This is a genomic window from Sphaerisporangium sp. NPDC051011 (genome assembly GCF_040653595.1).
In the GTDB taxonomy this organism is placed as follows: domain Bacteria; phylum Actinomycetota; class Actinomycetes; order Streptosporangiales; family Streptosporangiaceae; genus Sphaerisporangium.
In genome coordinates this window covers 12,109-35,590 of sequence record NZ_JBFAGG010000012.1, presented here as the reverse complement: position 1 = coordinate 35,590, position 23,482 = coordinate 12,109, and the positions used below count along the sequence as shown (strand labels likewise).

Here is a 23,482-nt window from a genome sequence, read left to right as displayed (position 1 = left end):
ACGCCGGTACCCGCCGGTTCATCGACCTCGGCACCGGCCTGCCCACCCAGGAGAGCGTCCACCACGTGGCGCAGCGGGTGGACGCCGGCCGGCGGTCTCCGGCCGCTCCGTCCCGGGACCGTCTCGCGGTCCCGGGAGGTCCGCCCCTACCGGCGGGCCGCGCGGGCGTCGCGCACGGCTGGGGCCGCCAGGGCCACGAACACGGCGAGGACCGCCGGGATCGCCAGGGCGCGCGGCAGCCCGATCGCCTCGGAGGCGCCGCCGATCAGCACGGGCCCGGTGAGCAGGCCCGCGTACCCGAGGCCGGCCACCCGGGCGAGCGCACGTCCCGCCCGCGCGGGGTCGCGGTTGCCCGCGGCCGAGAACACCTGGGGCACGATGCAGGAGAGACCGGCGCCGAAGCAGCCGAACCCGATGATCCCGGCCACGGGATGGCCCACGAGCAGCGCCGCCGCGAAGCCGGTGCCGGCGAGCAGCCCGCAGGAGCGCACCAGCGCGACCGGGCCGAACCGCGCCGCGAGCCGGTCCCCGGCCAGCCGCCCGGCGGTCATCATGATCGAGAAGGTCGCGTAGGCCGCGGCGGCGAGGCCCGCGGAGCTGCCGAGGTCCTCGCGCAGGTAGACCGAGCCCCAGTCGGCGGAGGCGCCCTCGCCGACCATGCAGCAGAACGCGAGCAGGCCGAGGAACAGCACGCTCAGCGCTCCGCTGCCGGCCCGTGCCTTCCCGGCCGTCCCCGGCGTTCCAGACGGGCCGGGTACGGCGGCGAGCGGGGTCTCGGCGGCCGTGGCGGTCTCCGGTGATTCCGCGGGTCCGGGTGGCGCGACGGGGCCGGGCGGCGCGTCCTGACCGGCCTCGGCGGCGCGCACGGCGGGCATGGCGCGCAGGATCGGGCGGGACCAGATGGCGGCCAGGACCGCGAGCAGGGCGGCGGTGGCGGCGAACGTCGGCCACGGTCCCACGCCCGCGTGGGCGAACAGGCCGCCGATCGCCGCGCCCGTGAACCCGCCGACGCTGAAGACGGCGTGGAAGGAGGACATCAGCGGCCGTCTCCAGGCGCGCTCGACCTCGACGGCGACCGCGTTCATCGCGATGTCCACCATGCCGTGCACGACGCCGAACAAGGCGAGCGAGGCCGCCAGGCCGATCAGATTCGGCATGAGGGCCGGCGGCAGCAGCACCGCCGCCTGGGCGAAGGCGAGCGGCACCATCACGTTCGCGCCGCCGTGGCGGTCGACCAGCCGTCCGATGACCTGCATGCCGGCGAGCGCGCCGGCGGCGACGGCCAGCAGGGCCAGGCTGAGCTGCCCGTCCCCGAGCGCGAGCCGTTCCTTGATGGCGGGGATGCGCGCGGTCCACACGCCGAGGGCGACGCCCGGGATCGCGAAGGTGACGTACACGGCCAGGCGGGCGCGGCGCAGCGCGGCGTCGGCGTCGGACCGGGCGCCGGTGAGGGTTCGTGTCACGGCGTTCACGCGGCGACGCGGACGGTCACGCCGGCGGCGGTGAGGGCGTCGTGCTGGTCGCGGGGGATCCCGGAGTCGGTGACGAGCACGTCGAGGCGGGAGGCGGGGCAGACGGCGGCGAACGCGGTCTGGCGGAACTTGGTGGAGTCGGCGACGGCGATGACGCGCCGCGCGGAGCCGATCGCGGCCTGCTTGACCGCGACCTCGGCGAGGTCGTGGGCGGTCATCCCGTGCTCGGCGGACAGGCCGCAGCAGCCGATGACCGCGGTGTCGAAGCGCAGCCCGCCGATGGTGCCGACCGTGAGCGGCCCGGTGACGTTCAGCTCGCCGCGGCGGACCTCGCCGCCGGGCAGCACCAGCCGCACGCGGGGGGCGTCCGCTAGGGCCTGGATCGACTGCAGCGACAGTGGGAGCACGGTGACCCTGCGGTCGTGGAGGGCGCGGGCGACCTCCAGGGCCGTGGTGCCTCCGTCCAGCACGACCGCCTCGCCGTCGGCGATCAGTGCGGTCACCTCGGCGGCGATGCGGCGCTTGGCGTCGATCGACTCGTGCTCGCGCACGCCGAAGGGGGGCTCCTCGCCGCGCAGCAGCAGGCTCTGCGCCCCGCCGCGAACCCGCCGGGCGACCCCCTGCTGGGCCAGTTCGTCGAGGTCCCGCCGGATGGTCATCTCCGACACGCCGTGCTCGGCGGCGAGCTCGGCGACGGACACGCTGTCCGAGGTCATGAGGGTTTCCATGATGGCACGCAAACGATCCATGCGTTCATATGAACATCTGTCATGTGAGGTTGGCAAATCGTGGAGACTGTGGCCTATGCGTGCGAGCCGGCTGCTGTCCCTGCTGTTGCTCCTCCAGACGCGCGGCCGGATGACCGCCGCCGAGATCTCCCAGGAGCTGGAGGTGTCGATCCGCACGGTCTACCGGGACGTGGAGGCGCTGTCGTCGGCCGGCGTCCCCGTCTACGCCGACCGCGGGCCCGCCGGCGGCTACCGGTTGCTGGACGGGTACCGCACCCGGCTCAACGGGCTCAGCGCCGAGGAGGCGTCCTCGCTCTTCCTGGCGGGGCTGCCCGGGCCCGCCGCCGAGCTGGGCCTGGCGGACGTGGCCGCCGCCGCCGAGCTCAAGCTGCTGGCCGCGCTGCCGCCCGAGCCGCGCTCGCACGCCTCCCGCATGCGCGAGCGGTTCCTGCTCGACGTCCCCGGGTGGTACCGCGACGCCGACGACGTCCCGCTGCTGGGCCTGGTCGCCGACGCCGTCTGGGAGGGTCGCGAGATCCGCATGCTGTACCGCCGCTGGGGTCCCGCCGAGGTCACCCGGCAGGTCCGGCCGTACGGGCTGGTGTTGAAGGGCGGGTCCTGGTACATGATCGCCGCCCCGCAAGACGCCGGGCCGCGCACCTACCGGGTCTCGCGCATCATCTCCGCCGAGGCCCTGTCCGCCCGTTTCACCCGCCCCGAGGGCTTCGACCTGGCGGAGTTCTGGCAGGACTACTCCGAGGACTTCCGTGAGCGCATGTACCCGTACGAGGCCACCGTGCGCCTCGCCCCCGGCGCCGAGGAGATGCTGCGCTTCACGGCGGGCACGCGTCCCGTCGAGGCGGCCCTGGCGACGGCCGGGCCGCCGGGAGAGGACGGCTGGAGGGTGCTGCGGCTGCCGATCGAGTCGGTCCGGCACGCCCCCTGGTTGCTGCTGCGCATGGGCGCGAGCTTGGAGGTGCTCGGCCCGCCCGAGCTGCGCGAGCTCATGGTCTCGGCGATCCGGGAGATGGCCGCCCTGTACGAGGCGGGCTCACCGCGCGAGCCCGAGCCGCTGGACCACGGCCGCTGAGGCCGCCCGGCCCCGGCGCGCCGCCGTCGCGCCGGGGCCCGAGCGTGTCCGGGGTGAGCCCACGGTAGGCGCGAACCGTGCGGCTGAGAAGTGCCCGGCGGTGTCCAGAAGTGGTCGTTCACCCACAAGCCATGACAGGAGGGGCGCAGTCGCCGCGTCAGCGGGTGGGGGCGCCGCTCAGCGTCACGCGGCGGGGGTCGAACTCCGGAGCGGGGGCCATCTCGGTGGACACCACGACCACCGGGCAGCGTGCGCCCATGACGCAGGCGGCCAGCACGGGCGTCGCCGAGGCGGGCGCGCCCGGCGACGGGCTGCGGATTCCGAGGACGAGCAGGTCGGCGTCCTCGGCGTGGGCGAGCAGCACCTGGGCGGGCGGGCCGTGCGCCACGACGGGCTCGGTGGACGGCAGCACCTCCGCGACGATGCGCCGCGTCCGCTCGCGCGCCGCCTGGTACTCCTCGTCGTGGGAACGCCAGGTTCCCATCGGCGCGTACGACGCCCGGTGCTGGCCCGACCACTGCCAGGCGTGGACGGCCTCGATCACCGCGCCCCGCAGCCTGGCCTCGCCGAGGGCCCAGCGCAGCGCGGCGGTCGCGGCGGGGGAGTGGTTCACGCCCACGACGATGCGTGGCGGGGTCGTCTTCTGGCTCACGGGAACCTCCTCCCCACCGAGCATCGCCCCCGCGAAGTGACGTCCCGCCAAAGGCCCGGGAAAAACAGCATTAAATCCGACATCACCGGACACACGGTACGCCTCTATCCCCCGCGACACGCCCCCGCGCGCCCGTCCGGCGCGCGGGGAGCTGTGCCTATGGCGCGCGCCTCCGGCACGGCGGTTCGAGGCGCCCCGGAGGCGGCGTTCTTCCGTCGTCACTCGGAAGGGGCTCGTCCCTCACCCCTTCCTCCTTCCTCCTCCAGAACACAGCCGCGCCCGGAACAGGTCAGGAGGTGATCCGGGGGAGGGCGGCGGTGGGGTAGCGCTCGCCGGCGACCGCGCCGCGCGGGGCGGCCTCCTCCAGGCCGGCCAGCTCCTGGGCGGTGAGGGCGATGTCCAGGGCGGCGACGTTCTGCTCCAGGTAGGCACGCCGCTTGGTGCCCGGGATCGGCACGACGTCCTCGCCTTGCGCCAGTACCCACGCGAGCGCGAGCTGCGCGGGCGTGACGCCCTTGGCCTCGGCGATCCGCTCGATCCGGACGACCAGCTCCCGGTTGGCGGCGAAGTTCTCGCCCTGGAAGCGGGGGTTGGCCGCGCGGAAGTCCCCGGCCTGGAACTGGTCGGCGCTGGTGATCGCGCCGGTGAGGAACCCGCGGCCGAGCGGGCTGTAGGCGACCAGCCCGATGCCGAGCTCCCGGAAGGTGGCGATGATCTCGTCCTCGGGGTCGCGGGTGAACAGCGAGTACTCGTACTGCCCCGCGGTGATCGGGTGGACGGCGTGCGCGCGGCGCACCACGGCGGGCGCGGCCTCGGAGATGCCGAGGTGGCGCACCTTGCCCTGGGCGACCAGCTCGGCGAGGGCGCCCCAGGTCTCCTCGACCGGGACGGCCGGGTCGACGCGGTGCTGGTAGTACAGGTCGATGTGGTCGACGCCGAGCCGCTGGAGGGAGGCGTCGCAGGCCCGCCGCACGTAGTCGGGCCGGCCGTTGATCCCGCGCATGGAGCCGTCCGGGCCGCGCTCGACGCCGAACTTCGTGGCCAGCACGACCTCGTCCCTGCGCCCGGCGATCGCCTTCCCGACGAGTCGCTCGTTGGTGAAGGGGCCGTACATGTCGGCGGTGTCCAGGAAGGTGACGCCGAGGTCGAGGGCGCGGTGCAGGGTCGCGAGGGATTCCGCCTCGTCGCCGGCCCCGTAGAACTCGCTCATTCCCATGCAACCGAGGCCGAGAGGGGAGACGGTGAGGCCCTGGCCGAGGGTTCTCTGCTTCATACGTGGTTCTCCTTGATGCTCTCGCTTGTGACCGAAGTCTTCGTGCTGGAGTGCGCTCCAGGTCAAATACGTCAATGATCTACGTTGTAAAGGGCCCGGGGGGGCAGCCCCTCCTCTACCCCACAGAAGCGCACGACAGGCGGCGGTGAACAGGGCGTCAGTACACCGAGAAGCCGCCGTCGACGTACAGGATCTGGCCGGTGATGTAGGCGGCCCCGTCCCCGGCGAGCAGCACCGCGGCGCCCGCGAAGTCGGACGGAAGGCCGTTGCGGCCGGTCATCGAGCGGGCGGCCAGCGCCTCCACGCGGCCGGGGACGGCCTGGGCGGGCGCGGTGAGCGGGGTGAGGACGAACCCGGGGACGACGGTGTTCACCGACACGCCGTGCCGCGACCAGGCCTCGGCCTGCGAGCGGGTCAGCCCGGCGATGGCGGCCTTGCTCACCCCGTACACGCCGCTGTCGCCGAACGCGCTGATCGACTGCTGGGAGCCGACGTTGATGATGCGGCCCCACCCGCGGGCCGCCATGCGCGGCCCGAAGTGCTGGCCGAGCATGTAGGGGGCGGTGACGTTGACCCGCATGGTGAGGTCGTGGTCGGCGGGGGTGAGCTCGGCCATGGGGCGGCGGATGTTGTTGGCGGCGACGTTGGCGAGGATGTCGATCTCGCCGAAGAAGGAGGCGGCCCGCGCGCAGACGTCCTGGACGGCGCCGGCGTCCGCGAGGTCGGCGGAGATGGAGTCGGCGCGCACGCCGTGGCCGCGCAGGGTGGCGACGGCTTGGGCGAGCTCGGCGTGCCTGCGCGCGACGATGACCACGGCGGCTCCGGCGCGCCCGATCGCCTCTGCCATGGCGAGGCCGATGCCCGAGCTGCCGCCGGTGATCAGGGCGGTGCGCCCGGAGAGGGAGAAGAGCCGGTCGAGATAGGAGCCGGCCGGGGCCGCCGGGTCGTCGGGCGCGCTCATGGAGCGGAAGGTATCACCCGGTGTCGATCAGACCGGTGGCGGCCTCCCGGAGCTTTCCCATGACGTGTTCGAGCTGGCGCAGGGTGTCGAGGTCGAGGGCGTCGAGCAGGCGGCGGTAGCCGGCGGGCCCGGCGTCGGCGAGCTCCTCGGTCATGCGGACGCCCGCGTCGGTGAGGCGGATCCGCCGGACGCGGCGGTCGTTGGGGTCCTCGTGGCGGGAGACCAGGCCCTGGGCGACGAGGCGGTCCACGATGCCGGTGACGGTGCCGAGGCCGGTGCCGAGGGCGTGGGCGAGCTCCTGGCCGGAGGCCGAGCCGCGGCCGGCGAGGATGAGGACGACCTTGAGCTGCTGCATCGTGAGGTTCAGCGTGAGCAGCGGCATGGACCTGTCGTGGGTGAAGAGGCGCCCGAGGGCGTGCTGGTCCTCTTCGATGCGAGCGATGAGCTCTTCTCTCTCGTCCACGTTCACCTTCCGGCGTCGCGAGCGCAGGTTACCAGGTGTTCACAGTCCTGCTAAATATTCGTATATCGCGAAGTGTTAGGGTTGTCCAAACTTACCGTGCCATGGTGACGCCTTTGACCTGCGTCCACCCACGCCTCGACCGATACGGGGTCCACGTCATGGGCCCGGCCGCCACGCGGCGGCCCTGTGCGCGGCCGGGGCCGCCGGTCCCCATAGACTGAGGCAACGTGACCGTCAAGCCGCGCATCCCGAACGTCCTGGCCGCCCGCTACGCCTCGCCCGAGCTGGCCCAGGTGTGGTCTCCCGAGCACAAGGTGGTGGCCGAGCGGCGGCTGTGGCTGGCCGTCCTGCGCGCGCAGGCCGACCTGGGCGTGCCCGTGCCGCCCGGCGTGGCGGATGACTACGAGGCCGTGCTCGGGAAGGTCGACCTGGCCTCGATCGCCGAGCGCGAGCGGGTGACCCGTCACGACGTGAAGGCCCGCATCGAGGAGTTCAACGACCTGGCCGGGCACGAGCACGTGCACAAGGGCATGACCTCCCGCGACCTGACCGAGAACGTCGAGCAGCTGCAGATCCGCGACAGCCTGCTCCTCGTGCGCGACCGGTGCGTGGCGCTGCTCGCCGGGCTCGCGGACCTGGCCGCCGCCCATTCCGGCACGGTCATGGCCGGGCGCTCACACAACGTGGCGGCGCAGGCGACGACGCTGGGCAAGCGGTTCGCCACCGCCGCCGACGAGCTGCTGGTGGCGTTCACGCGGCTGGAGGAGCTGATCGCCCGCTACCCGCTGCGCGGCGTCAAGGGCCCCGTCGGCACCGCGCAGGACATGCTGGACCTGCTCGGCGGCGACGCGGGCAAGCTGGCGGAGCTCGAGGGCCGCGTCGCCCGCCACCTGGGCTTCTCCGCCGGGCTGACCAGCGTGGGGCAGGTGTACCCGCGCTCGCTCGACTACGAGGTGCTGACGACGCTGGTCCAGCTCGCGGCGGCGCCGTCGAGCCTGGCCAAGACCATCCGGCTGATGGCGGGGCACGAGCTGGTCACCGAGGGGTTCCGCGCGGGCCAGGTCGGCTCCAGCGCGATGCCGCACAAGATGAACACCCGCTCCTGCGAGCGCGTGAACGGCCTGACGGTGATCCTGCGCGGGTACGCCTCGATGGCGGGCGAGCTCGCCGGGGGCCAGTGGAACGAAGGGGACGTCTCCTGCTCGGTGGTGCGCCGGGTGGCGCTGCCCGACGCGTTCTTCGCCTTCGACGGGCTGGTCGAGACGATGCTGACGGTCCTCTCCGAGTTCGGCGCGTTCCCGGCCGTGATCGAGGCCGAGCTGGAGCGCTACCTGCCGTTCCTGGCGACGACGAAGATGCTGATGGCGGCCGTGCGCGCCGGGGTCGGGCGGGAGACCGCGCACGAGCTGATCAAGGAGCACGCGGTGGCGGCGGCGCTGGCGATGCGTGAGACCGGCGCGGACAACACGCTGCTGGACCGGCTGGCCGCAGACGAGCGGTTCCCGCTGGACCTCCCCGCGCTGCGGGCGCTGCTGGCCGACCCGGCGCCGTTCACCGGCGCGGCGGCCGCGCAGGTCGCCGAGGTCGTGTCCCGGGTGGGCGCGGTCGTGGCGCGGCATCCGGAGGCGGCGGCCTACCGTCCGGGCGCCATTCTGTGATCCGCGAGCTGTACCGGGCGGGCGACGTCGTCTCGGCGTCCGGGGACGACCTCCCCATGGTGTGGGCGGCGCAGGGCATGGCCGCCGGGGTGCGATCTTCGTGTCCGGCGCTGCGACGGCCCCGGCCGAGCAGGGCAAGGGGCACGCGGCGGCGGTGTGCCGGTTCCTCATCGGCGTCCTGCCGACCGAGCAGGGGCGGGTGGCCCTGATGGTCCACTCGTGGAACCACGCGGCGATCCGCCTGTACGAACGCCTCGGCCTGCGCCACCGGCCGATGGCCGCCGCCCACGTCGCCTGATCCGGCGATCGCGCTCACGTCGCGCGCGGGCGTCGGATACGCGCCGGTCGCCGTCGCCCGGAAAACCAGGTGAACGCCGCAGATCCGCGATGCACAGTTATTGAGTGATGTCCGATTTCGCTTCTGGTTTCGTGCCCGGCCGCGAGTTGTCGCGTGCCTATTACACGGAGGTGGTCAGGCCGCTCCTCGGCGAGGTGCCCCACGGCGCCGCCCTCATCGGCCCCGGCTCGGAGGTGCTCGCCTTCGACACCGAACGTTCCGCCGACCACGACTGGGGGCCACGGGTCCTGGTCTTCGTGGAACCCTCCCTCGCCGATGGCATCGCCGCGCGGCTGCCGGAGGCGCTGCCCGAGCGGTTCCGCGGATATCCCACCATGTTCGGATCCGACCGCAACCCGGCGCGGCACGGGGTCGTCGTCACCGGCTTCGGATCCTGGGCGCGGTCCCGGCTCGGCTTCGACCCGCGCGGCGAGATCACCACCGCCGACTGGCTGGGCGTCTCGTGGCAGCGCCTGGCCGAGACGACCAGCGGCGAGGTGTTCCACGACGGCCTGGGCGAACTCGGCCGCGCCCGCGCCAACCTGCGCTGGTACCCGCCGGAACTGTGGCGGTACGTGCTGGCGTGCCAGTGGCGGCGCGTCGCCAGGATCGAGAGCTTCCCCGGCCGCTGCGGCGAGGTGGGCGACGACCTCGGCTCGGTGATCGTCACGGCCCGCCTGGTCGAGGACCTGATGCGGCTGTGCCTGCTGATGCGCCGCCGCTACCCGCCGTACGCCAAGTGGCTGGGCAGCGCGTTCGCCCGGCTGCCCGGCTCGGCGGAGCTCGGGGAGACGTTCGCGGCGGCGCTGTCCGCGCGCGGCTGGCGCGCCCGCGAGGAGCACCTGTGCCGCGCGTACGAGCGGGTGGCCGGCCTGCACAACCGGCTGGCGCTCACCGAGCCACTCGACCCGTCTGTGCGCCCCTACTTCGACCGGCCGTTCCGCGTGATCGGCGCCGAGCGGTTCGCCGACGCGCTGCTGGCCGGCGCCGGCCCGGAGGTCGGCTCGCTGGCTCCGGTGGGGACGGTCGACCAGTTCTGCGACAGCACCGACGTCCTGTCCGACTCCACCGGCTCGCTGAGGCTCGCCCGCGCCGTCCACGCCCCGGAGTGACCCGCCGCCGGGGGGCGACGAGGGCCGGCCCGCCGCGCACGCGTGCGGGCGGCCGGAGAACGTGGACGGACGGACTACCAGCGATCGTGGACGAGCGGGCGGATCAGCTCGTCGTCCACGCCGGCGACTCCGGCGTGGACGTCATCGCTCATTCGTCGGTGATGGCCACGGTGTGCTCCACGTGCGCCGCGCGGCTGCCGTCGATGGTGCGCAGCGCCCACCCGTCGGGGCCAATAGAAATACCGGTATTGTTATCGCGGTACTATGAGGGGCATGGTGCGAATCCCGCTGACCGGCCCTGAACGCGAGCGCGGCGAACTGCTCGGCTCCCTGCTGCGGCAGGCGCGCGGCGACCGCAGCATGGCCGAGGTGGCGACCGCCGCCGGAATCTCCGCCGAGACCCTGCGCAAGATCGAGACCGGGCGCATCCCCACGCCCGCCTTCTTCACCGTCTCGGCCCTGGCCGAGGCCCTCGGCATCTCCCTGGACGCGCTCGCCGCCGTCTGCGCCGACCACTCCGCCCGCCACGGCCGCCTGGCCGGCTGAGCGGGCCGCGGCCTCGCGCGGCGCCTGGAGACAACGGCGTGGCGGCCGGGACGCTACCGGCGCGACAGGGCCAGGCGCAGGCCGAAGCCGACGAGCACGGTGCCGGTCAGGCCGTCCATGGCGCGGCGCACCGCCGGCCTGGAGAGCACACGCCGCGCCAGCCCGGTGACCAGGATGAGCACGGTGAACCACGCCATGCCCTCCAGGTTGTGCACCAGCGCCAGCAGGACGCCCGCCGCGAGGTGCGGCACGCCCTCGGGCATGAACTGGGGCAGCAGCGCCGCGTAGAAGACCCCGACCTTGGGGTTCAGCAGGTTGGTCGCCAGGCCGCGCATCCAGGCCCGTCCGGCCCCGCCCTCCCGATTGTCCGTGCCGTCCGGCCGCGCGTGACCCTGGCCTCCGCCGCGCAGGGCCCGCCACAGCATCGCCCCGCCCAGCCACACCATGTACGCCGCGCCCGCGTACCGGAGCGCGGAGTAGGCCAGCTCGGAGGCGGTCAGCAGCGCCGAGACGCCCACGGCCGCCGCGGCGCCCCACACCAGCACGCCGGTGTTGACGCCGAGCGCCGTCGCGAAGGCGTGCCGCCTGCCCGCGGTCACCGCCGACCGCAGCACCAAGGCCGTGTCCAGCCCGGGAACGATGGTCATCAGACCTGCAACAACCGCGAAGGACACGAGCATCGACCACACGCCCCCATCATCCCGTCTCGTGGGCCCCATGTAACCGGATATGCAGTGAGGCAAAGGAGTAAATCCCGACATTTCCCGCTCAAGGCCCCTGTCAAGGCCACGACCACGACCACGACTGCGGCCACGACCGTGTGACCACCACCGTGTGACCACCACCGGCCCGCGACAGCGGACCCATGGCGACGTCGGCGGCACCCCGAGCCGCGCCGCCGTCGTCACCCGGCGGCGGGCGGGCGGCGCAGCAGGGGATGGGTGCGCATCGCGACCTCCAGCTCGCCGGGCAGCTCGTCGCGGTAGCGGCCCAGCGTCGCCAGGTCGCTGTGCCCGAGCACGCGGCGCACCGCGTCCATGTCCACGGCGTCGGCCAGCAGGTGGGTGGCGGTGGTGTGCCGCAGGCCGTGCGGCGTCACCGAGCGCCGCTGGGAGGGGTCCACGTGCCGCTGGACGCGGTCGATGACCGCCTGGACGTCCCCCCGCGCCAGCCGCCTGCCCCGCCACGACAGCAGCAGCGCCTTCTCGGCCGTCGCCGGGCGGCCGCGCGACAGGTACGCATCCAGCGCCTCGGCGACGTCGGCCGGGAGCGGCACGTCGCGGGTGCGGCCGCCCTTGCCGAAGATGCGCCAGTAGCGCACGCCGTCGTTGGTGTAGAAGTCCTCGACGTTGGCCCGCACGAGCTCCGACACGCGCGGGCCGAGGGTGGACAGCAGCAGGACGATCAGCGCGTCGCGCGCCTCCATGCGCTGGTCGCGCCGCCCGCGCGGCTCGGGCTCGGACGACGACAGCGACCGCGCCGCCCCCACCAGGCCCTGCGCCTGCTCACGGGTCAGCGCGCGGCGCTCGGCGCGCAGCCCGCCGCGCTCCTTGGCCGTCACCGTCACCGCCGTCATCGGGTTGACCTGCACCCACCCCGACAACGTGGCGTGCTTGAAGAACGCCGACACCGAGCGCCGGAACCGTGACTGCGAGGAGGCGCTCTGCGACTCGCCGCCGGGGGAGGTGCGGCGGCCGTCCGGCTTGCGGGCGAACGCCAGCAGCACTGCGTCGACGTCCTCGCCCGTCAGGTCGTCCAGCACCTGGCCGGGGCCCGCCAGCGCCGAGAACGTCGCGACGTCGCGCGCGTAGACCTCCGCCGTCGCCGGGGACAGCGCCCCGGTCACGGTCTTGGCGCGGACCAGCTCCACATATCGGTCGGTGGACTCCTCGACGGTGATTCGCGTCAGCTCGGCGGGGCGCATCGATCAGCTCCGGTCCTTTCCGATCCCTTTCCCGGTATGGATCACGCCGACCGTACCCCCTCGCACCGACAATCCCGTGCCCCACGCGCGAACCGGCCGCCGGATCGCGGTCGCGGGATCGCCGGGGGCCGGAACGAGGGCGGAAAAACCGGATGACACCCGCCGCGCGTCCCGGACATCATGGGCCCTCCGTGCCCATGCCCGCCCCGGTGGCGGGCCCCGCCGCCCGCGTGGAGGACCGTCATGACGCTTCGCACCATCGTCCCCGGCCTGCTGCCGCCTCCGGGGTACGCGCACGCCGCCGTGGTCGAGACGGGGGAGCGTCTGGCGTTCATGGCCGGGGCCGTGCCGATGGACGCCGAGGGCAGGCTCGTCGGCCCAGGCGACCCGGCCGCCCAGACCCGCCAGGTGCTCGGCAACCTGGAGACCGCCCTGCGCGCCGTCGGCAGCGACCTGTCCCACGTCGTCGCCAGCACCATCTACGTCGCCACCACCCGGCACGAGGACCTGCTGAGCGTCTGGGAGGTCGTCCAGGCGTCCGAGCTGTCGGCGGGCCCGCACACCTCGACCCTGCTCGGCGTCTCGTTCCTCGGTTACTCCGGCCAGATGGTGGAGATCACCGCCACAGCCGTCATCCCCTGACCACCGAGCCCGCGACGGGAGCGTCCGAAGCACTAGGATCCAGGCATGTTTGGCATCGGATGGCTGGAGATCTTGGTTCTCCTCGTCGTCGCGGGCGGTTTGCTGGGAGTGATGTTCGGTCTCGCGCGCCGGGGCACGAGCAGCTCCGGCCCGTCGTACATCTCCGCGTGGGACGAGCGCTCCGCGCCGCCGAACCTGGACGACCTTGGGCGCCAGGCCTACGCCCTGACCGCGCAGGGGAAGAAGATCCACGCGATCAAGCTGGTCCGGCAGCGCACGGGCATCGGGCTCAAGGACGCCAAGGACTACGTCGAGGCCGTGGCGGAGGGGCGTCCCGTGCCGCCGGCCGTCGCCCGCCTGCTCCGCATGCCCGCTCGGCCTCCGATCGCCGACGCGCCCGCGGGGCCTCCGCGGGGCGACCTGGCCACGCGGGCGCGCGGCCTGAAGGCCGACGGTCGCACCGATCAGGCCGTCTTCCTCGTGCGCGGCGAGACCGGCATGGGCCAGGAGGAAGCCGAGGCGTTCGTCCGGCAGCTCTGACCCCCGTCACGGGCGGTCCTGGCACCCCAGAACTTCGTCACGGGCGGCCGGGCGGCTCCGCGTCGTCGTCACGGGCGGTCGCCGGACGGCCGCAGGCCCTCCAGTACCCCGTACGCCGGGTTCGCGCGCGCCGCGCCGCGCACCTCGCGCGCCGTCGAGGCGACGTACGCCTGCCCTGTCACGATCGACGAGTGGCCGAGCAGCTCCATCAGCTCGTGCGCCGAGGCGCCCCGCTCGGCCAGTCGCGTGGCGAACTCGTGCCGCAGCGCGTGCACCAGCGTCCCCTTCTGCACCCGGTCGTGGATCCCGGCGTACCGGTAGCACTGGCGCACCAGATACTGCAGCCCGCCGCGCCGCAGCGGCTCGTTGCGGGTGTCGACGAGCAGCGCGGCCGACCGGGGGAGCGTCGTCAGCCCGAACCGGCCGAGCCTGCTGCTCAGGTAGGCGTCGATGAGGTGCTCGATGGGCGGTTCGATCGGAAGCGAGCGGGTCTTGCCTCCCTTGCCGACCACCTGGATCCGCCGGTCGCCCTCGGCCCCGCCGATCGACCCCAGCGTGAGGCTCAGCAGCTCGGCCGAGCGCATGCCGGTCACCAGCGCCAGTGCCAGCACGACCAGATCGCGTTCCACCCACGGGTCGCGGGACTCGCGGGCGCCGGCCGCGATCCGCTCCAGGAGCGTCGCCGACGCCGAGCCGTCGCCCAGCAGCGGCTTGGGCGCCTTGGCGGGCTGCTTGGGCCGGGGCACCGCCGCCATCGGGTTGCCCTCCAGCATCCCCTCGGCCACGCAGAACGTCAGGAACTGGTTCCAGGCACTCCACGCCCGGTTGACGCTCGCCGCGGAGCGCGGTTCGGCGAACTCGGCGAACGCCGCCCGCACCAGGCGCCCGCCCAGCGCGCGCACCTCCAGGTCCTCCACCGGCACGCCCGCCACGTCCGCGGCGGCCCCCGCCACCAGGCGCAGATCGCGTTCGTACCCGGCGAGGGTGTGCGGCGAGAGCTTCTTGGCCCGAAGGGACGACAGGAACTCGGCCGCGGCCTCCGGCAGCCGCATCAGCACCAGGGGGACGTGATCATCCACGGCGCCTCCGGTTCTCGGACCTCGTTAGAAGTGCTGCGATTATGCATCAAACCCGTGCGAGCGGGCCGAAGACACGCCGCCGGAAGGCGTCGCAGGTGGGAGGATCTCGTCCTCCACGAGGGGAAGTCTCGGGACGAACCGGGCGCCGCGCGGGGAGTCCTCGATGACGAGGGTGCCGTCGTGCGACTCGGCGATCTCGCGGGAGATGCCGAGGCCGAGGCCGCTGCCGGAGGGGTCGCGGCGCCGGGCCTCCTCCAAACGGGTGAAGCGGCACTCTTTCACCGTGGACTCGACTTGATCAACGGGGGCTCGGAGGTCAGGCTGGGGGCATGGGTGGCGATCGCGCGTTCGACGACATGGTGGCCGAGGCCGCGGCGGTTTCGGTCGACGGGTGGGATTTCTCCTGGCTGGACGGGCGGGCGACCGAGGAGCGGCCGTCGTGGGGGTACGCGCGGCTGCTGGCGGAGCGGATGGCGCGCGCGTCCGCGGCGCTCGATCTGGACACCGGTGGAGGCGAGGTGCTCGCGGGGGTCCCGCTGCTGCCGCCGCTGACCGTGGCCACCGAGTCCTGGCCGCCGAACCTGGCCCGCGCGACCGAGAGCCTGCGCCCGCGCGGGGTGGCGGTCGTGGACGCCCACGGCGAGCGGCTGCCGTTCGCCGACGGGGTCTTCGACCTGGTGACCAGCCGTCACCCGGTGTCCACCTGGTGGGAGGAGATCGCGCGGGTCCTGCGCCCGGGCGGCGCCTACTTCTCGCAGCAGGTCGGGCCGGCGTCGGCGGGGGAGCTGACCGAGTGGTTCCTCGGGCCGCGGCCCGGCCCGCACGCCCGTGACCCCGAGGCCGCGCGGGCGTCGGCCGAGGCGGCGGGCCTCAGGGTGGCGGACCTGCGGTTCCAGCGCCTGCGGATGGTGTTCCACGACGTCGGGGCCGTGGTCTACTTCCTGCGGAAGGTCATCTGGATCGTCCCCGGCTTCACGGCCGAGGAGCACCTCACCCGCCTGCGGGCGCTGCACGAAAGGATCGCGGCCGACGGCCCCTTCGTCGCGCACTCGACCCGCTTCCTCATCGACGCCCGCAAACCCGCCTGACCGCTACGACTCCGGCGCGCCGCGCTGGTCGATCAGGTGCGCGATGCCGTCGAGTACGCGCTGGAGGCCGAACTCGAAGGCGTGGGCCGGGTCGGACGCGGCGCCGTACGCCTCGCCGGCGGCCGCGCCCACGCGCGCGGACAGCGGATAACGACCGGCGTCCATGACCGTGCCCAGGTAGGGCGCGTGGGCGTACCACCACTGCTCGTCGGAGATGCCGGTGCGCTGCTCGACCTGGGCCGCCTCGACCGCGCCGCGCGCGGCGCCGTGGACGTACCCGCCGATGAGGGTGACGACCGAGTCCATCTCCAGGTCGGTCAGGCCGACGCCGTCCACGGCGGACAGATCGTACTCGTAGGCGGCGGTCACGTTGGGGCCGAGCGGCGGCCGGGAGGTGGCGACGTACAGGAGCCAGGGGTGTCGCTGGTAGAGGGCCCACTTCTCGCGCGCGATCAGCTCCAGCCTGGCGCGCCAGCCGCCCTCGACTCCGATGGGCCGGGCGACCTCGCCGATCACCGTGTCCAGCATGAGGTCGAGGAGCTCGGCCTTGCCAGGCACGTAGGTGTACAGCGACATGGTGCCGACCCCGAGCCGTTCGGCGACGCGGCGCATGGTCAGGGCGGCCAGGCCGTCGGCGTCGGCGAGCTCGATCGCCGCGCCGACGATGCGGTCGACGCCGAGATCCGGCCGTCCCTTCCTGCCGGACTTCTCGCGGGTGCGCCACAGCAGGGCCAGGCTGCGCGCGGGGTCGCCCGCGCCGGTGTACTCGGTGGTCATCGTGGCTCGAATCCTATCCCCGTGCCGCTCGCCGCCCTCCCGCAGGATGTACCGTACGCATTCCCGTAGGCTGTACGGTACGACGTACGGAGACATCGAACCGAGGAGGACGCCAGTGGATTCCACGCGACACGCGATCGTCGCCGAGGGGCTGCGCAAGCGGTACGGCGACACGGAGGCCCTGGCGGGGTTCGACCTCGCCGTGCCCGAGGGCATCGTCTGCGGGCTGCTCGGACCCAACGGCGCCGGCAAGACGACGGCCGTCCGGGTGCTGACCACGCTGCTGCGGCCCGACGCCGGCCGGGCAGAGGTCGCCGGGGTCGACGTCGTGCGCCAGGCCGCGAAGGCGCGCCACCGCGTCGGGCTAGTGGGCCAGCACGCCGCGCTGGACGAGGTGCTGAGCGGCCGGCAGAACCTCGTCATGTTCGGCCGGCTCTACCACCTGGGCCTGGCGCGGGCCCGCCGCCGGGCCGACGAGTTGCTGGAGCGGTTCGGGCTGGCAGACACCGGCGCCAAGCCCGTCAAGCAGTACTCCGGCGGCATGCGCCGCAGGCTGGACCTCGCGGCCGGGCTGATCCTCGCCCCCTCCGTGCTGTTCCTGGACGAGCCGACCACCGGGCTGGACCCGCGCGGGCGCAACGAGGTCTGGGAGGCGGTCGGCTCGCTCGTCGCCGCCGGCACCACGGTGCTGCTCACCACGCAGTACCTGGAGGAGGCCGACCGGCTCGCCGCCAAGATCTGCGTGGTCGACTCCGGGCGCGTGATCGCCGAGGGCACTCCCGGCGAGCTGAAGAGCGCGATCGGCGGCGACCGCCTCGACGTCGTGCTGCGCGCCGACGACGAGATCCCCGCCGCGATGGCGATCGTCGGGCGGGTCACCGGCGGCGAGCCGGAGTCCGACCCGGACACGCGCCGGGTCGGCGCGCCGGTCCGCGAGCGGGTGGCCGCCCTGACCGAGGTCGTGCGGGCCCTGGACGAGGCGGGCATCGTGGCCGAGGACATCACGCTGCGCCGCCCGTCCCTCGACGAGGTGTTCCTGCGGCTGACCGGGCACCCCGCCGAGGAGCGCGCCGGGCGGCAGGAGGTGGCCGCGTGACGATCGCCTCCTCGGCGGCGGCCGATCTCGCCCCGCGCGGCGGGCCGGGCCGGCTGCGGTGGGCCCTGTCCGACGCCTGGGTGATCACCCACCGCGACCTGTCCCACTGGGCCCGTCAGCCCGCCCAGCTCGTCGTCGGGCTGCTGTTCCCGGTGATGATGGTGCTGATGTTCGCCTACCTGTTCGGCGGCGGCATGGTGATCCCCGGCGGCGGGGACTACCGCGAGTTCCTCATGCCCGGCATGTTCGCCATGACCATGGTCTTCGGCATCGAGGCCACGTTCACGGCCGTCAGCACCGACGTGAGCAGAGGCGTCACCGACCGGTTCCGGTCGCTGCCCATGGCCCCCTCGGCGGTGGTGGCCGGGCGCAGCGCCGCCGACATGCTGAACTCCGTCGCCGGGCTGGCCGTCATGATCGCCTGCGGGCTGGCGATCGGCTGGCGCTGGCACGACGGGCCGGGCGCGGCGCTGGCTGCCGTCGGCCTGCTGTTGCTGCTGCGCTTCGCCCTGCTGTGGATCGGCATCTACCTCGGGCTGGTCATCAGGAGCCCCGAGGCGGTGATGGCGGTGCAGATCCTGGTGTGGCCGCTCGGCTTCCTGTCCAACACCTTCGCCTCGCCCGCCACCATGCCCGGCTGGCTGGGCGCGATCGCCGAGTGGAACCCCCTGTCGGCCACGGTCGCGGCGACCCGCCACCTGTTCGGCAACCCGGGCTGGGGCGGCGACTCCTGGGCCGCGCAGCACGCGTCGCTGATGGCGCTCGTCTGGCCGCTGCTCATCCTGGTGATCTTCTTCCCGCTGTCGGTGCGGCGCTACCAGCGCCTTAGCCGCTGACCGGGGCAGTGGTACGCGCCCGCTCACCTACGGCGTGATCGACCTAACGGCCCTCGCGCTCGGAGGCGCGCTGGTCGATGAGGACGCCGAGCCCGTCAAGGACGCGGAGCAGTCCGAACTCGTAGCCGTGGTCGGGGCTGGCGGGGGCGTTGTGCGTCGCGCCCGCCGCCGCGCCCACTCGGGTGGCGGTGGGGTAGCGGGCGCCGTCGAACACGCGGGCCAGCAGCGGCCCGCTGACCTCCCACCACTGCTCGTCGGTGAGCACGCTCTCGCGCTGGGCGGCGCGCAGGTCGGCCGCGGCGCGGGCCGAGGTATGGACGAAGCCCAGCAGGTAGGTCAGGGCGTCGTCCATTTCGACGTCGTCCAGGCCGAGGCCCTCGAACGCGCGCAGCTCGTGCTCGTACTTGGCCAGCACCCCAGGCCCGAGCGGCGGGCGGCCGGTGGACACGGCGAGCATCCACGGATGTCGTTCGTACAGGTCCCGGTTGTGACGCGCCACCGTCTCCAGCCGGGCACGCCAGGGGAGATGGGACAACTCCGGGCGCGCCACGCGCCCGAGGACGGTGTCGACCATGAGGTCGAGCAACTCGGCCTTGCCGGGGACGTAGGTGTAGAGGGACATCGCCCCGACGCCGAGCGCCTGGGCGACGCGGCGCATGGTCAGGGCCTCCAGCCCCTCGGAGTCGGCGAGGGCGATGGCGGCCGCGACCACCTCGTCGAGGGTCAGGCCCTGGCGGGGCCCGCGCTGCGAGGGACGGGCGCCCGGCTCCCTCCAGAGCAATTCCAGGGTGCGAGCCGGGTCACCGGCTCCACTCCGGTGGATCGTGGGTGGCACGCGCATATCTTCTCACCTGCAATAACTCCGGACGTTGTACGGAGTGCATTCGCGCGCGTTCGGTCAGTTCCGGCGGGCTCATCATCCCGCCACGTGCAGGATCTCCCTGGATCCGCGACCTCCCGGACGGGCCGCGGAGTCCCGGTTTCGTCACCTTCAGGTGAGGCGATTGCGTGGAGGTAGCGCTGCTGGGGGAGGCCGGTCGTCCGGGCGGCCGCCTCGCGGTAGGCGTCGCGGGCCGCCGGGTGGTCCCCCGACATCTCCAGCAGGTGGGCGCGCACACGGGCCGCCGGTACCCGTGAGGGTACGGCGGGCGGCGTCCCCGTGGCGAACGCGCAGGCTCAGGGGCGGGGCGGGGCCGTCACCAGCCCGCTCTCGTACGCCACGACGACGAGCTGGGCGCGGTCGCGGGCGTTCAGCTTGGCCAGCAGCCGGCCGACGTGGCTCTTCACCGTGGCCAGGCTGAGGTGCAGACGCTCGGCGATCTCCCCGTTGGACAGCCCGCACGCGATGTGGAGCAGCACCTCGCGCTCGCGTCCGGTGACGCCGTCCAGCTCGCGCGGCAGCGCGCGGTCCGGCTCGGGGCGGCGCGTGAACTCGGCGATCAGCCGCCGGGTCACGGTCGGCGCGAGCAGCGCCTCGCCGGACGCGACGATCCCGATGGCGGCCAGCAGGTCGGCCGGACGGGTGTCCTTGAGCAGGAAACCGGCGGCGCCCGCCCGCAGCGCCGCGTAGACGTAGGCGTCGAGGTCGAAGGTGGTGAGGATCAGCACCCGGACCCCGGCCGTCTCGGGGGAGCCGCAGATGCGGCGGGTCGCCTCGATGCCGTCCATCTCCGGCATCCGCACGTCCATGAGCACGACGTCCGGCCGCTCCCGGCGGGCCACCTCGACGGCCTCCGCGCCCGTCCCCGCCTCGCCGACCACCGTCAGCCCCGGGGCGGTGTCGATCAGGAGCCGGAAGCTGCCGCGCAGCAGGGCCTGGTCGTCGGCGACCACCACGCGGACCGGGTCGCCGGCGCCCTCCCCGTACCCGGCGCCGCCGCTCACAGCGCCCGTCCTCGCGGCTCGTACGGCAGGCTGGCCGCCACGGCGAAGCCGCCCTCCGGGCGGGGCCCCGCGCCGAACTCCCCGCCGTACATCGCCACGCGCTCCCGCATCCCGACCAGGCCGTGGCCGGGCGGGGCCAGGTCGGGGACCGGCAGCACCCGCGTGCCCGGCCCGTCGTCGGTCACCTCGATGCGCACCGCGCCCTCCGAACCGCGGACGACGACGCGGCACCGCGCCGGGGCGGCGTGCCGTACCACGTTGGTCAGCGCCTCCTGGACGATCCGGTACGCCGACAGCTCCACGCCTTCCGGCAGCCCTTCCACATCCCGGACGTCGAGCTCGACGCGAACCCCGGCCGCCGCCGCCCGCTCGGCCAGCTCCGGCAGCCGCGCCAGGCCGGGCGCGGGGTGCAGGTCGTCCCGGTCCCGGTCCGTGACGGCCTCCGCGCGCAGGACGCCCAGCATGTGCCGCATCTCGGTGAGCGCGCCGCGGCTCACGGACTCGATCTCGCGCAGCGCCGCGCGGGCCTCCTGGGGGTGCTCCCCGGCGACGTGGTCGGCGATGCCCGCCTTCACCGTGATCAAGGTCATGCTGTGGGCGACGACGTCGTGCAGCTCGCGGGCGATGCGCAGCCGCTCCTCGGTGACCGCCCGCCGCGCGGCGTCCTCGGCGGTGCGCGCGACGTAGGTGCGGCGCTCGCGCACGGCCCGGCCGATGGTCCACGAGCCGCCCATGAGCGTCGCGCCGAACAGCAGCACCGGGTACGGGAAGCCGCGCATGAAGCCCGCCGCGGGCCCCGCGATGGTCGACCCGACGACCATCATCGCGCTGACCAGGCCGATCGTCCGCGTCGGCACCCAGCGGACCCTCGGCGTCGTGAGCGCGACCGCGTAGAGGGCGAAGGCCGCGCCGGCGAACGGGTCGCGCACCGCGTCCAGCATGGCCGACACCACGCTGAGCACCAGCACCGTGCCGAAGACCGGCACCGGCCACAGCCGCCGCACCGCCAGCGGCAGGCCCATGCCGGCGAGCAGCAGCCCCCACGCCACGGCCGTCCCCGCCTCGCCGTCCGGCACCCGCGCGAACGTCGAGGCCGAGAACAGCGCGACGTACCCTGCGGCCACGAGCCCGTCCAGGACCACCAGCCGGTGCCGGCCGGGGGAGAACGACGGGCGGCGCGTGACGGAGATCGGCCACCGGGTCCGCGGCGGATCGTACGCATCGTGCACCCGACGACCGTACCCGTGCGGGCCCGCCCGGCGCCTCCTCCCCGGGAACGTCATCCTCCGGGCCCATACGCGGCGGATGTCCCGCTCGCCGTCCGCCCTGGGTGGTACGCGCGGATCGGGGCCCCGGTCCGATGCGGACGCGCGGGCGCCTGCGGCACCGTTGCGGCGTGATCGAAGTCAGAGAGCTGACCAAACGCTACGGCGGAACCCTCGCCGTCGACCGGCTGTCGTTCGAGGTCGGGCCCGGACGGGTCACCGGATTCCTCGGACCGAACGGCGCGGGAAAGACCACCACCATGCGGGCCCTGCTCGGCCTGAGCGCCCCGACCTCCGGCCGCGCGCTGATCGGCGGGCGGCCGTACGCATCCCTGCACCGGCCGATGCGCCACGTCGGCGCCCTGCTCGACGCCGCCGCGGTGCACGGCGGACGCCGGGCCCTCGACCACCTCGGCGGGCTCGCCCGCGCCAACGGCATCGCCCGCGAACGGGTGCCGGAGGTGCTGGAGCAGGTCGGCCTCGCCGGGGTCGCCCGGCAGCGGGTCGGGCGCTTCTCCCTTGGCATGCGCCAGCGCCTCGGCATCGCCGCCGCCCTGCTCGGCGACCCCGCCGTGCTGATGTTCGACGAGCCGGTCAACGGCCTCGACGCCGACGGCGTCCGGTGGATCCGCGGGCTCATGCGCGACCTCGCCGCCGGTGGGCGCACCGTGCTGCTGTCCAGCCACCTCATGAGCGAGATGGAGCTCACCGCCGACCGGCTCGTCGTCATCGGCCGCGGCCGCCTCATCGCCGACACCACCGTGCGCGAGCTGGCCGAGCGGTACGGGCGCGGCGTGCTGGTGCGCTCTCCCCGCGCCGGCGACCTGGCCGCCGTGCTCACCGAGGCCGGGGCCGAGGTGACCGGCGACCCCGGCGGCGGGCTGTCGGTGAGCGGCATGGAGGTCGCCGGGATCGGCGACCTGGCCGCCCGGCACGGGATCTCGCTGCACGAGGTCACCCCGCGCGGCGCGTCCCTGGAGGAGGCGTACCTGGCGCTGACCTCCGGCGCGACGGAGTACCGGCCGGGCACGGGAGGCGGACGATGAGCGGAGCGGGACCGGTGGACGCCATGGACGTGGCCCCGGCCAGGGAGCGCGCGGGACGCGCGGTGGCCGACGTCATCGCGTCGGAGTGGCTCAAGCTGCGGTCGGTGCGCTCGACGTACTACGTCCTCGGCGCCGCCGCGCTGATCGTGGTGCTGACCGCCCTGCTCACCTGGCAGGCGGTGAGCGCGTGGGACGGACTCCCGGCGGCGACCCGCGCCCGGTGGAAGGGCATCGCGGTCGAGGAGTACTTCCTGCCGTTCGTCCAGCTCGTGATCGGGGTGCTCGGCGTGATCGCGATCACGGGGGAGTACTCCACCGGCATGATCAGGACCAGCCTCGTCGCCGTTCCCCGGCGGGGACGGCTGCTCGCCGGCAAGGCCGTCGCCCTTGCGGCCGTCACGCTCGCCGCGGGCACGGCGGTGCTGTTCGCCGTCGTCGCCGTCGAGGCGTGGGTCGTCGGGGACCGGCCGTTCCCCGGGCACCCGGTGTCCCTGGCCGAGAAGACGCCCCTCCTGGCGTGCATGGGACTGTCGGTGATGGTGATGGCCTTGGTCGCCTTCGGCCTGGCCACGCTGACGCGGTCCACCGCGGCGGCGATCGTGGCGGTCGTGGGCCTGACGTTCGTCCTGCCGACCCTCGCCCTCAACGTGCTGCCGCACCCCTGGGACCGGCGGGTGGCCATGTTCATGCCGACCAACCTGCCGGACCAGCTCGCCGGATGGACCCCACCCCAGGACATCCTGCAGGGCCCCTTCGCGCGAAGCGCCGGGCTCCCTCCGCTCGCCGCGCTGGCCGTGCTCGCGGCCTATGTCGTCGTGTTCGTGGGCGCGGCGGCGCTCCGGTTCTCGCGCTCGGACCCCTGACCCTCCGGCCCGGCGAGGACCCGACCCCTGACCAGTACGGCGCGGACCTCGGCCTGGCGCCGGCGTGCGGCGTCCTCGCGGCGCTGCTGCCGGGCCACGAGCTGGACGAGCCCGAGGTCGCCTGGGAGCCCTCGGTGAACCTGCGCGTCC

26 protein-coding genes are annotated in these 23,482 nt (G+C 74.1%); 12 read left to right on the top strand and 14 right to left on the bottom strand.

The features are described from left to right. Positions 1-146 precede the first annotated feature (146 nt). Both AB0H21_RS26465 and AB0H21_RS26460 read right to left on the bottom strand, forming a co-directional pair. Positions 147-1,463 (bottom strand): MFS transporter, encoded by a 1,317-nt coding sequence (locus AB0H21_RS26465; protein ID WP_358521465.1) that lies wholly within the window; start codon positions 1,461-1,463, stop codon positions 147-149. A 5-nt stretch (positions 1,464-1,468) separates the two neighbouring features. Further along, a complete protein-coding gene (locus AB0H21_RS26460; RefSeq protein ID WP_358521463.1) occupies positions 1,469-2,221 on the bottom strand; it encodes a DeoR/GlpR family DNA-binding transcription regulator in 753 nt (250 codons plus the stop codon). Between the two features lie 55 nt (positions 2,222-2,276). On the opposite strand from AB0H21_RS26460, the gene AB0H21_RS26455 reads away from it, so the two are divergent. Continuing rightward, the gene (locus tag AB0H21_RS26455) at positions 2,277-3,290 is read left to right on the top strand and encodes a WYL domain-containing protein (protein WP_358521460.1); all 1,014 of its coding nucleotides are present in this window, start codon (positions 2,277-2,279) and stop codon (positions 3,288-3,290) included. A gap of 157 nt (positions 3,291-3,447) precedes the next feature. Here AB0H21_RS26455 and AB0H21_RS26450 read toward each other — a convergent pair whose 3' ends face one another. The 4 genes from AB0H21_RS26450 to AB0H21_RS26435 all read right to left on the bottom strand — a co-directional run bounded on the left by AB0H21_RS26450 (position 3,448) and on the right by AB0H21_RS26435 (position 6,639). Further along, complete coding sequence (locus AB0H21_RS26450) at positions 3,448-3,942, bottom strand: universal stress protein (protein ID WP_358521457.1); 495 nt, start codon at positions 3,940-3,942, stop codon at positions 3,448-3,450. Between the two features lie 289 nt (positions 3,943-4,231). Continuing rightward, a complete protein-coding gene (locus AB0H21_RS26445) occupies positions 4,232-5,215 on the bottom strand; it encodes an aldo/keto reductase (RefSeq protein WP_358521454.1) in 984 nt (327 codons plus the stop codon). A gap of 157 nt (positions 5,216-5,372) precedes the next feature. Beyond that, positions 5,373-6,176, bottom strand: coding sequence for an SDR family oxidoreductase (locus AB0H21_RS26440; protein ID WP_358521452.1), 804 nt, complete (start codon positions 6,174-6,176; stop codon positions 5,373-5,375). 13 nt (positions 6,177-6,189) lie between these two features. Further along, on the bottom strand, positions 6,190-6,639 hold the full coding sequence (locus tag AB0H21_RS26435; protein WP_358521449.1) for a MarR family transcriptional regulator: 450 nt from the start codon (positions 6,637-6,639) through the stop codon (positions 6,190-6,192). Positions 6,640-6,866: 227 nt separating this feature from the next. Between AB0H21_RS26435 and purB the strand changes: the two genes are divergently transcribed. The 4 genes from purB to AB0H21_RS26415 all read left to right on the top strand — a co-directional run bounded on the left by purB (position 6,867) and on the right by AB0H21_RS26415 (position 10,292). Further along, entirely contained in the window at positions 6,867-8,297 is a 1,431-nt protein-coding gene (purB, locus tag AB0H21_RS26430; protein WP_358521446.1) for an adenylosuccinate lyase, read from the top strand. Between the two features lie 61 nt (positions 8,298-8,358). Then, positions 8,359-8,595 carry a GNAT family protein gene (locus AB0H21_RS26425; RefSeq protein WP_358521444.1) on the top strand — a complete coding sequence of 79 codons (237 nt, stop codon included), beginning with the start codon at positions 8,359-8,361 and terminating at the stop codon, positions 8,593-8,595. 107 nt (positions 8,596-8,702) lie between these two features. After that, positions 8,703-9,746, top strand: coding sequence for a DUF4037 domain-containing protein (locus tag AB0H21_RS26420; RefSeq protein ID WP_358522020.1), 1,044 nt, complete (start codon positions 8,703-8,705; stop codon positions 9,744-9,746). A gap of 273 nt (positions 9,747-10,019) precedes the next feature. Then, positions 10,020-10,292 (top strand): helix-turn-helix transcriptional regulator, encoded by a 273-nt coding sequence (locus AB0H21_RS26415; RefSeq protein WP_358521441.1) that lies wholly within the window; start codon positions 10,020-10,022, stop codon positions 10,290-10,292. 53 nt (positions 10,293-10,345) lie between these two features. Here AB0H21_RS26415 and AB0H21_RS26410 read toward each other — a convergent pair whose 3' ends face one another. Next, on the bottom strand, positions 10,346-10,939 hold the full coding sequence (locus AB0H21_RS26410) for a LysE family translocator (protein WP_358521438.1): 594 nt from the start codon (positions 10,937-10,939) through the stop codon (positions 10,346-10,348). A 257-nt stretch (positions 10,940-11,196) separates the two neighbouring features. Further along, positions 11,197-12,216, bottom strand: a complete 1,020-nt coding sequence (locus AB0H21_RS26405) for a tyrosine-type recombinase/integrase (RefSeq protein ID WP_358521436.1) — start codon at positions 12,214-12,216, stop codon at positions 11,197-11,199. 243 nt (positions 12,217-12,459) lie between these two features. On the opposite strand from AB0H21_RS26405, the gene AB0H21_RS26400 reads away from it, so the two are divergent. Together AB0H21_RS26400 and AB0H21_RS26395 are read left to right on the top strand one after the other, a co-directional pair. Then, positions 12,460-12,858, top strand: coding sequence for a RidA family protein (locus AB0H21_RS26400; protein WP_358521434.1), 399 nt, complete (start codon positions 12,460-12,462; stop codon positions 12,856-12,858). A gap of 45 nt (positions 12,859-12,903) precedes the next feature. Further along, a complete protein-coding gene (locus tag AB0H21_RS26395) occupies positions 12,904-13,398 on the top strand; it encodes a ribosomal protein L7/L12 (protein ID WP_358521431.1) in 495 nt (164 codons plus the stop codon). A 68-nt stretch (positions 13,399-13,466) separates the two neighbouring features. Here the strand turns inward: AB0H21_RS26395 and AB0H21_RS26390 are convergent, their stop codons facing one another. Continuing rightward, positions 13,467-14,450 carry a tyrosine-type recombinase/integrase gene (locus AB0H21_RS26390; protein WP_358522017.1) on the bottom strand — a complete coding sequence of 328 codons (984 nt, stop codon included), beginning with the start codon at positions 14,448-14,450 and terminating at the stop codon, positions 13,467-13,469. Between the two features lie 66 nt (positions 14,451-14,516). Beyond that, complete coding sequence (locus AB0H21_RS26385) at positions 14,517-14,759, bottom strand: ATP-binding protein (RefSeq protein ID WP_358521428.1); 243 nt, start codon at positions 14,757-14,759, stop codon at positions 14,517-14,519. A 47-nt stretch (positions 14,760-14,806) separates the two neighbouring features. Between AB0H21_RS26385 and AB0H21_RS26380 the strand changes: the two genes are divergently transcribed. Next, entirely contained in the window at positions 14,807-15,565 is a 759-nt protein-coding gene (locus AB0H21_RS26380) for a class I SAM-dependent methyltransferase (RefSeq protein WP_358521425.1), read from the top strand. A 3-nt stretch (positions 15,566-15,568) separates the two neighbouring features. Here the strand turns inward: AB0H21_RS26380 and AB0H21_RS26375 are convergent, their stop codons facing one another. Further along, a complete protein-coding gene (locus tag AB0H21_RS26375; RefSeq protein WP_358521422.1) occupies positions 15,569-16,342 on the bottom strand; it encodes a TetR/AcrR family transcriptional regulator in 774 nt (257 codons plus the stop codon). Between the two features lie 115 nt (positions 16,343-16,457). Here AB0H21_RS26375 and AB0H21_RS26370 point away from each other — a divergent pair, with 115 nt between their 5' ends. Together AB0H21_RS26370 and AB0H21_RS26365 are read left to right on the top strand one after the other, a co-directional pair. Next, the gene (locus AB0H21_RS26370) at positions 16,458-17,438 is read left to right on the top strand and encodes an ATP-binding cassette domain-containing protein (RefSeq protein ID WP_358521419.1); all 981 of its coding nucleotides are present in this window, start codon (positions 16,458-16,460) and stop codon (positions 17,436-17,438) included. 2 nt (positions 17,439-17,440) lie between these two features. Next, the gene (locus AB0H21_RS26365) at positions 17,441-18,274 is read left to right on the top strand and encodes an ABC transporter permease (protein ID WP_358522014.1); all 834 of its coding nucleotides are present in this window, start codon (positions 17,441-17,443) and stop codon (positions 18,272-18,274) included. A gap of 43 nt (positions 18,275-18,317) precedes the next feature. On the opposite strand, the gene AB0H21_RS26360 is transcribed toward AB0H21_RS26365, so the two are convergent. The 3 genes from AB0H21_RS26360 to AB0H21_RS26350 form a co-directional block, all read right to left on the bottom strand. Further along, positions 18,318-19,109: a TetR/AcrR family transcriptional regulator gene (locus AB0H21_RS26360; RefSeq protein WP_358521417.1), complete on the bottom strand. Its 792-nt coding sequence runs from the start codon at positions 19,107-19,109 to the stop codon at positions 18,318-18,320. Between the two features lie 341 nt (positions 19,110-19,450). Beyond that, positions 19,451-20,158, bottom strand: a complete 708-nt coding sequence (locus tag AB0H21_RS26355; protein WP_358521415.1) for a response regulator transcription factor — start codon at positions 20,156-20,158, stop codon at positions 19,451-19,453. After that, entirely contained in the window at positions 20,155-21,387 is a 1,233-nt protein-coding gene (locus tag AB0H21_RS26350; RefSeq protein WP_358521413.1) for a sensor histidine kinase, read from the bottom strand. The genes AB0H21_RS26355 and AB0H21_RS26350 overlap by 4 nt, the downstream gene beginning before the upstream one ends. 167 nt (positions 21,388-21,554) lie before the next feature. Between AB0H21_RS26350 and AB0H21_RS26345 the strand changes: the two genes are divergently transcribed. Further along, positions 21,555-22,469 carry an ATP-binding cassette domain-containing protein gene (locus AB0H21_RS26345; RefSeq protein WP_358521410.1) on the top strand — a complete coding sequence of 305 codons (915 nt, stop codon included), beginning with the start codon at positions 21,555-21,557 and terminating at the stop codon, positions 22,467-22,469. Continuing rightward, positions 22,466-23,332: an ABC transporter permease subunit gene (locus AB0H21_RS26340; RefSeq protein ID WP_358521407.1), complete on the top strand. Its 867-nt coding sequence runs from the start codon at positions 22,466-22,468 to the stop codon at positions 23,330-23,332. The genes AB0H21_RS26345 and AB0H21_RS26340 overlap by 4 nt, the downstream gene beginning before the upstream one ends. The last annotated feature ends 150 nt before the right edge of the window (positions 23,333-23,482 follow it).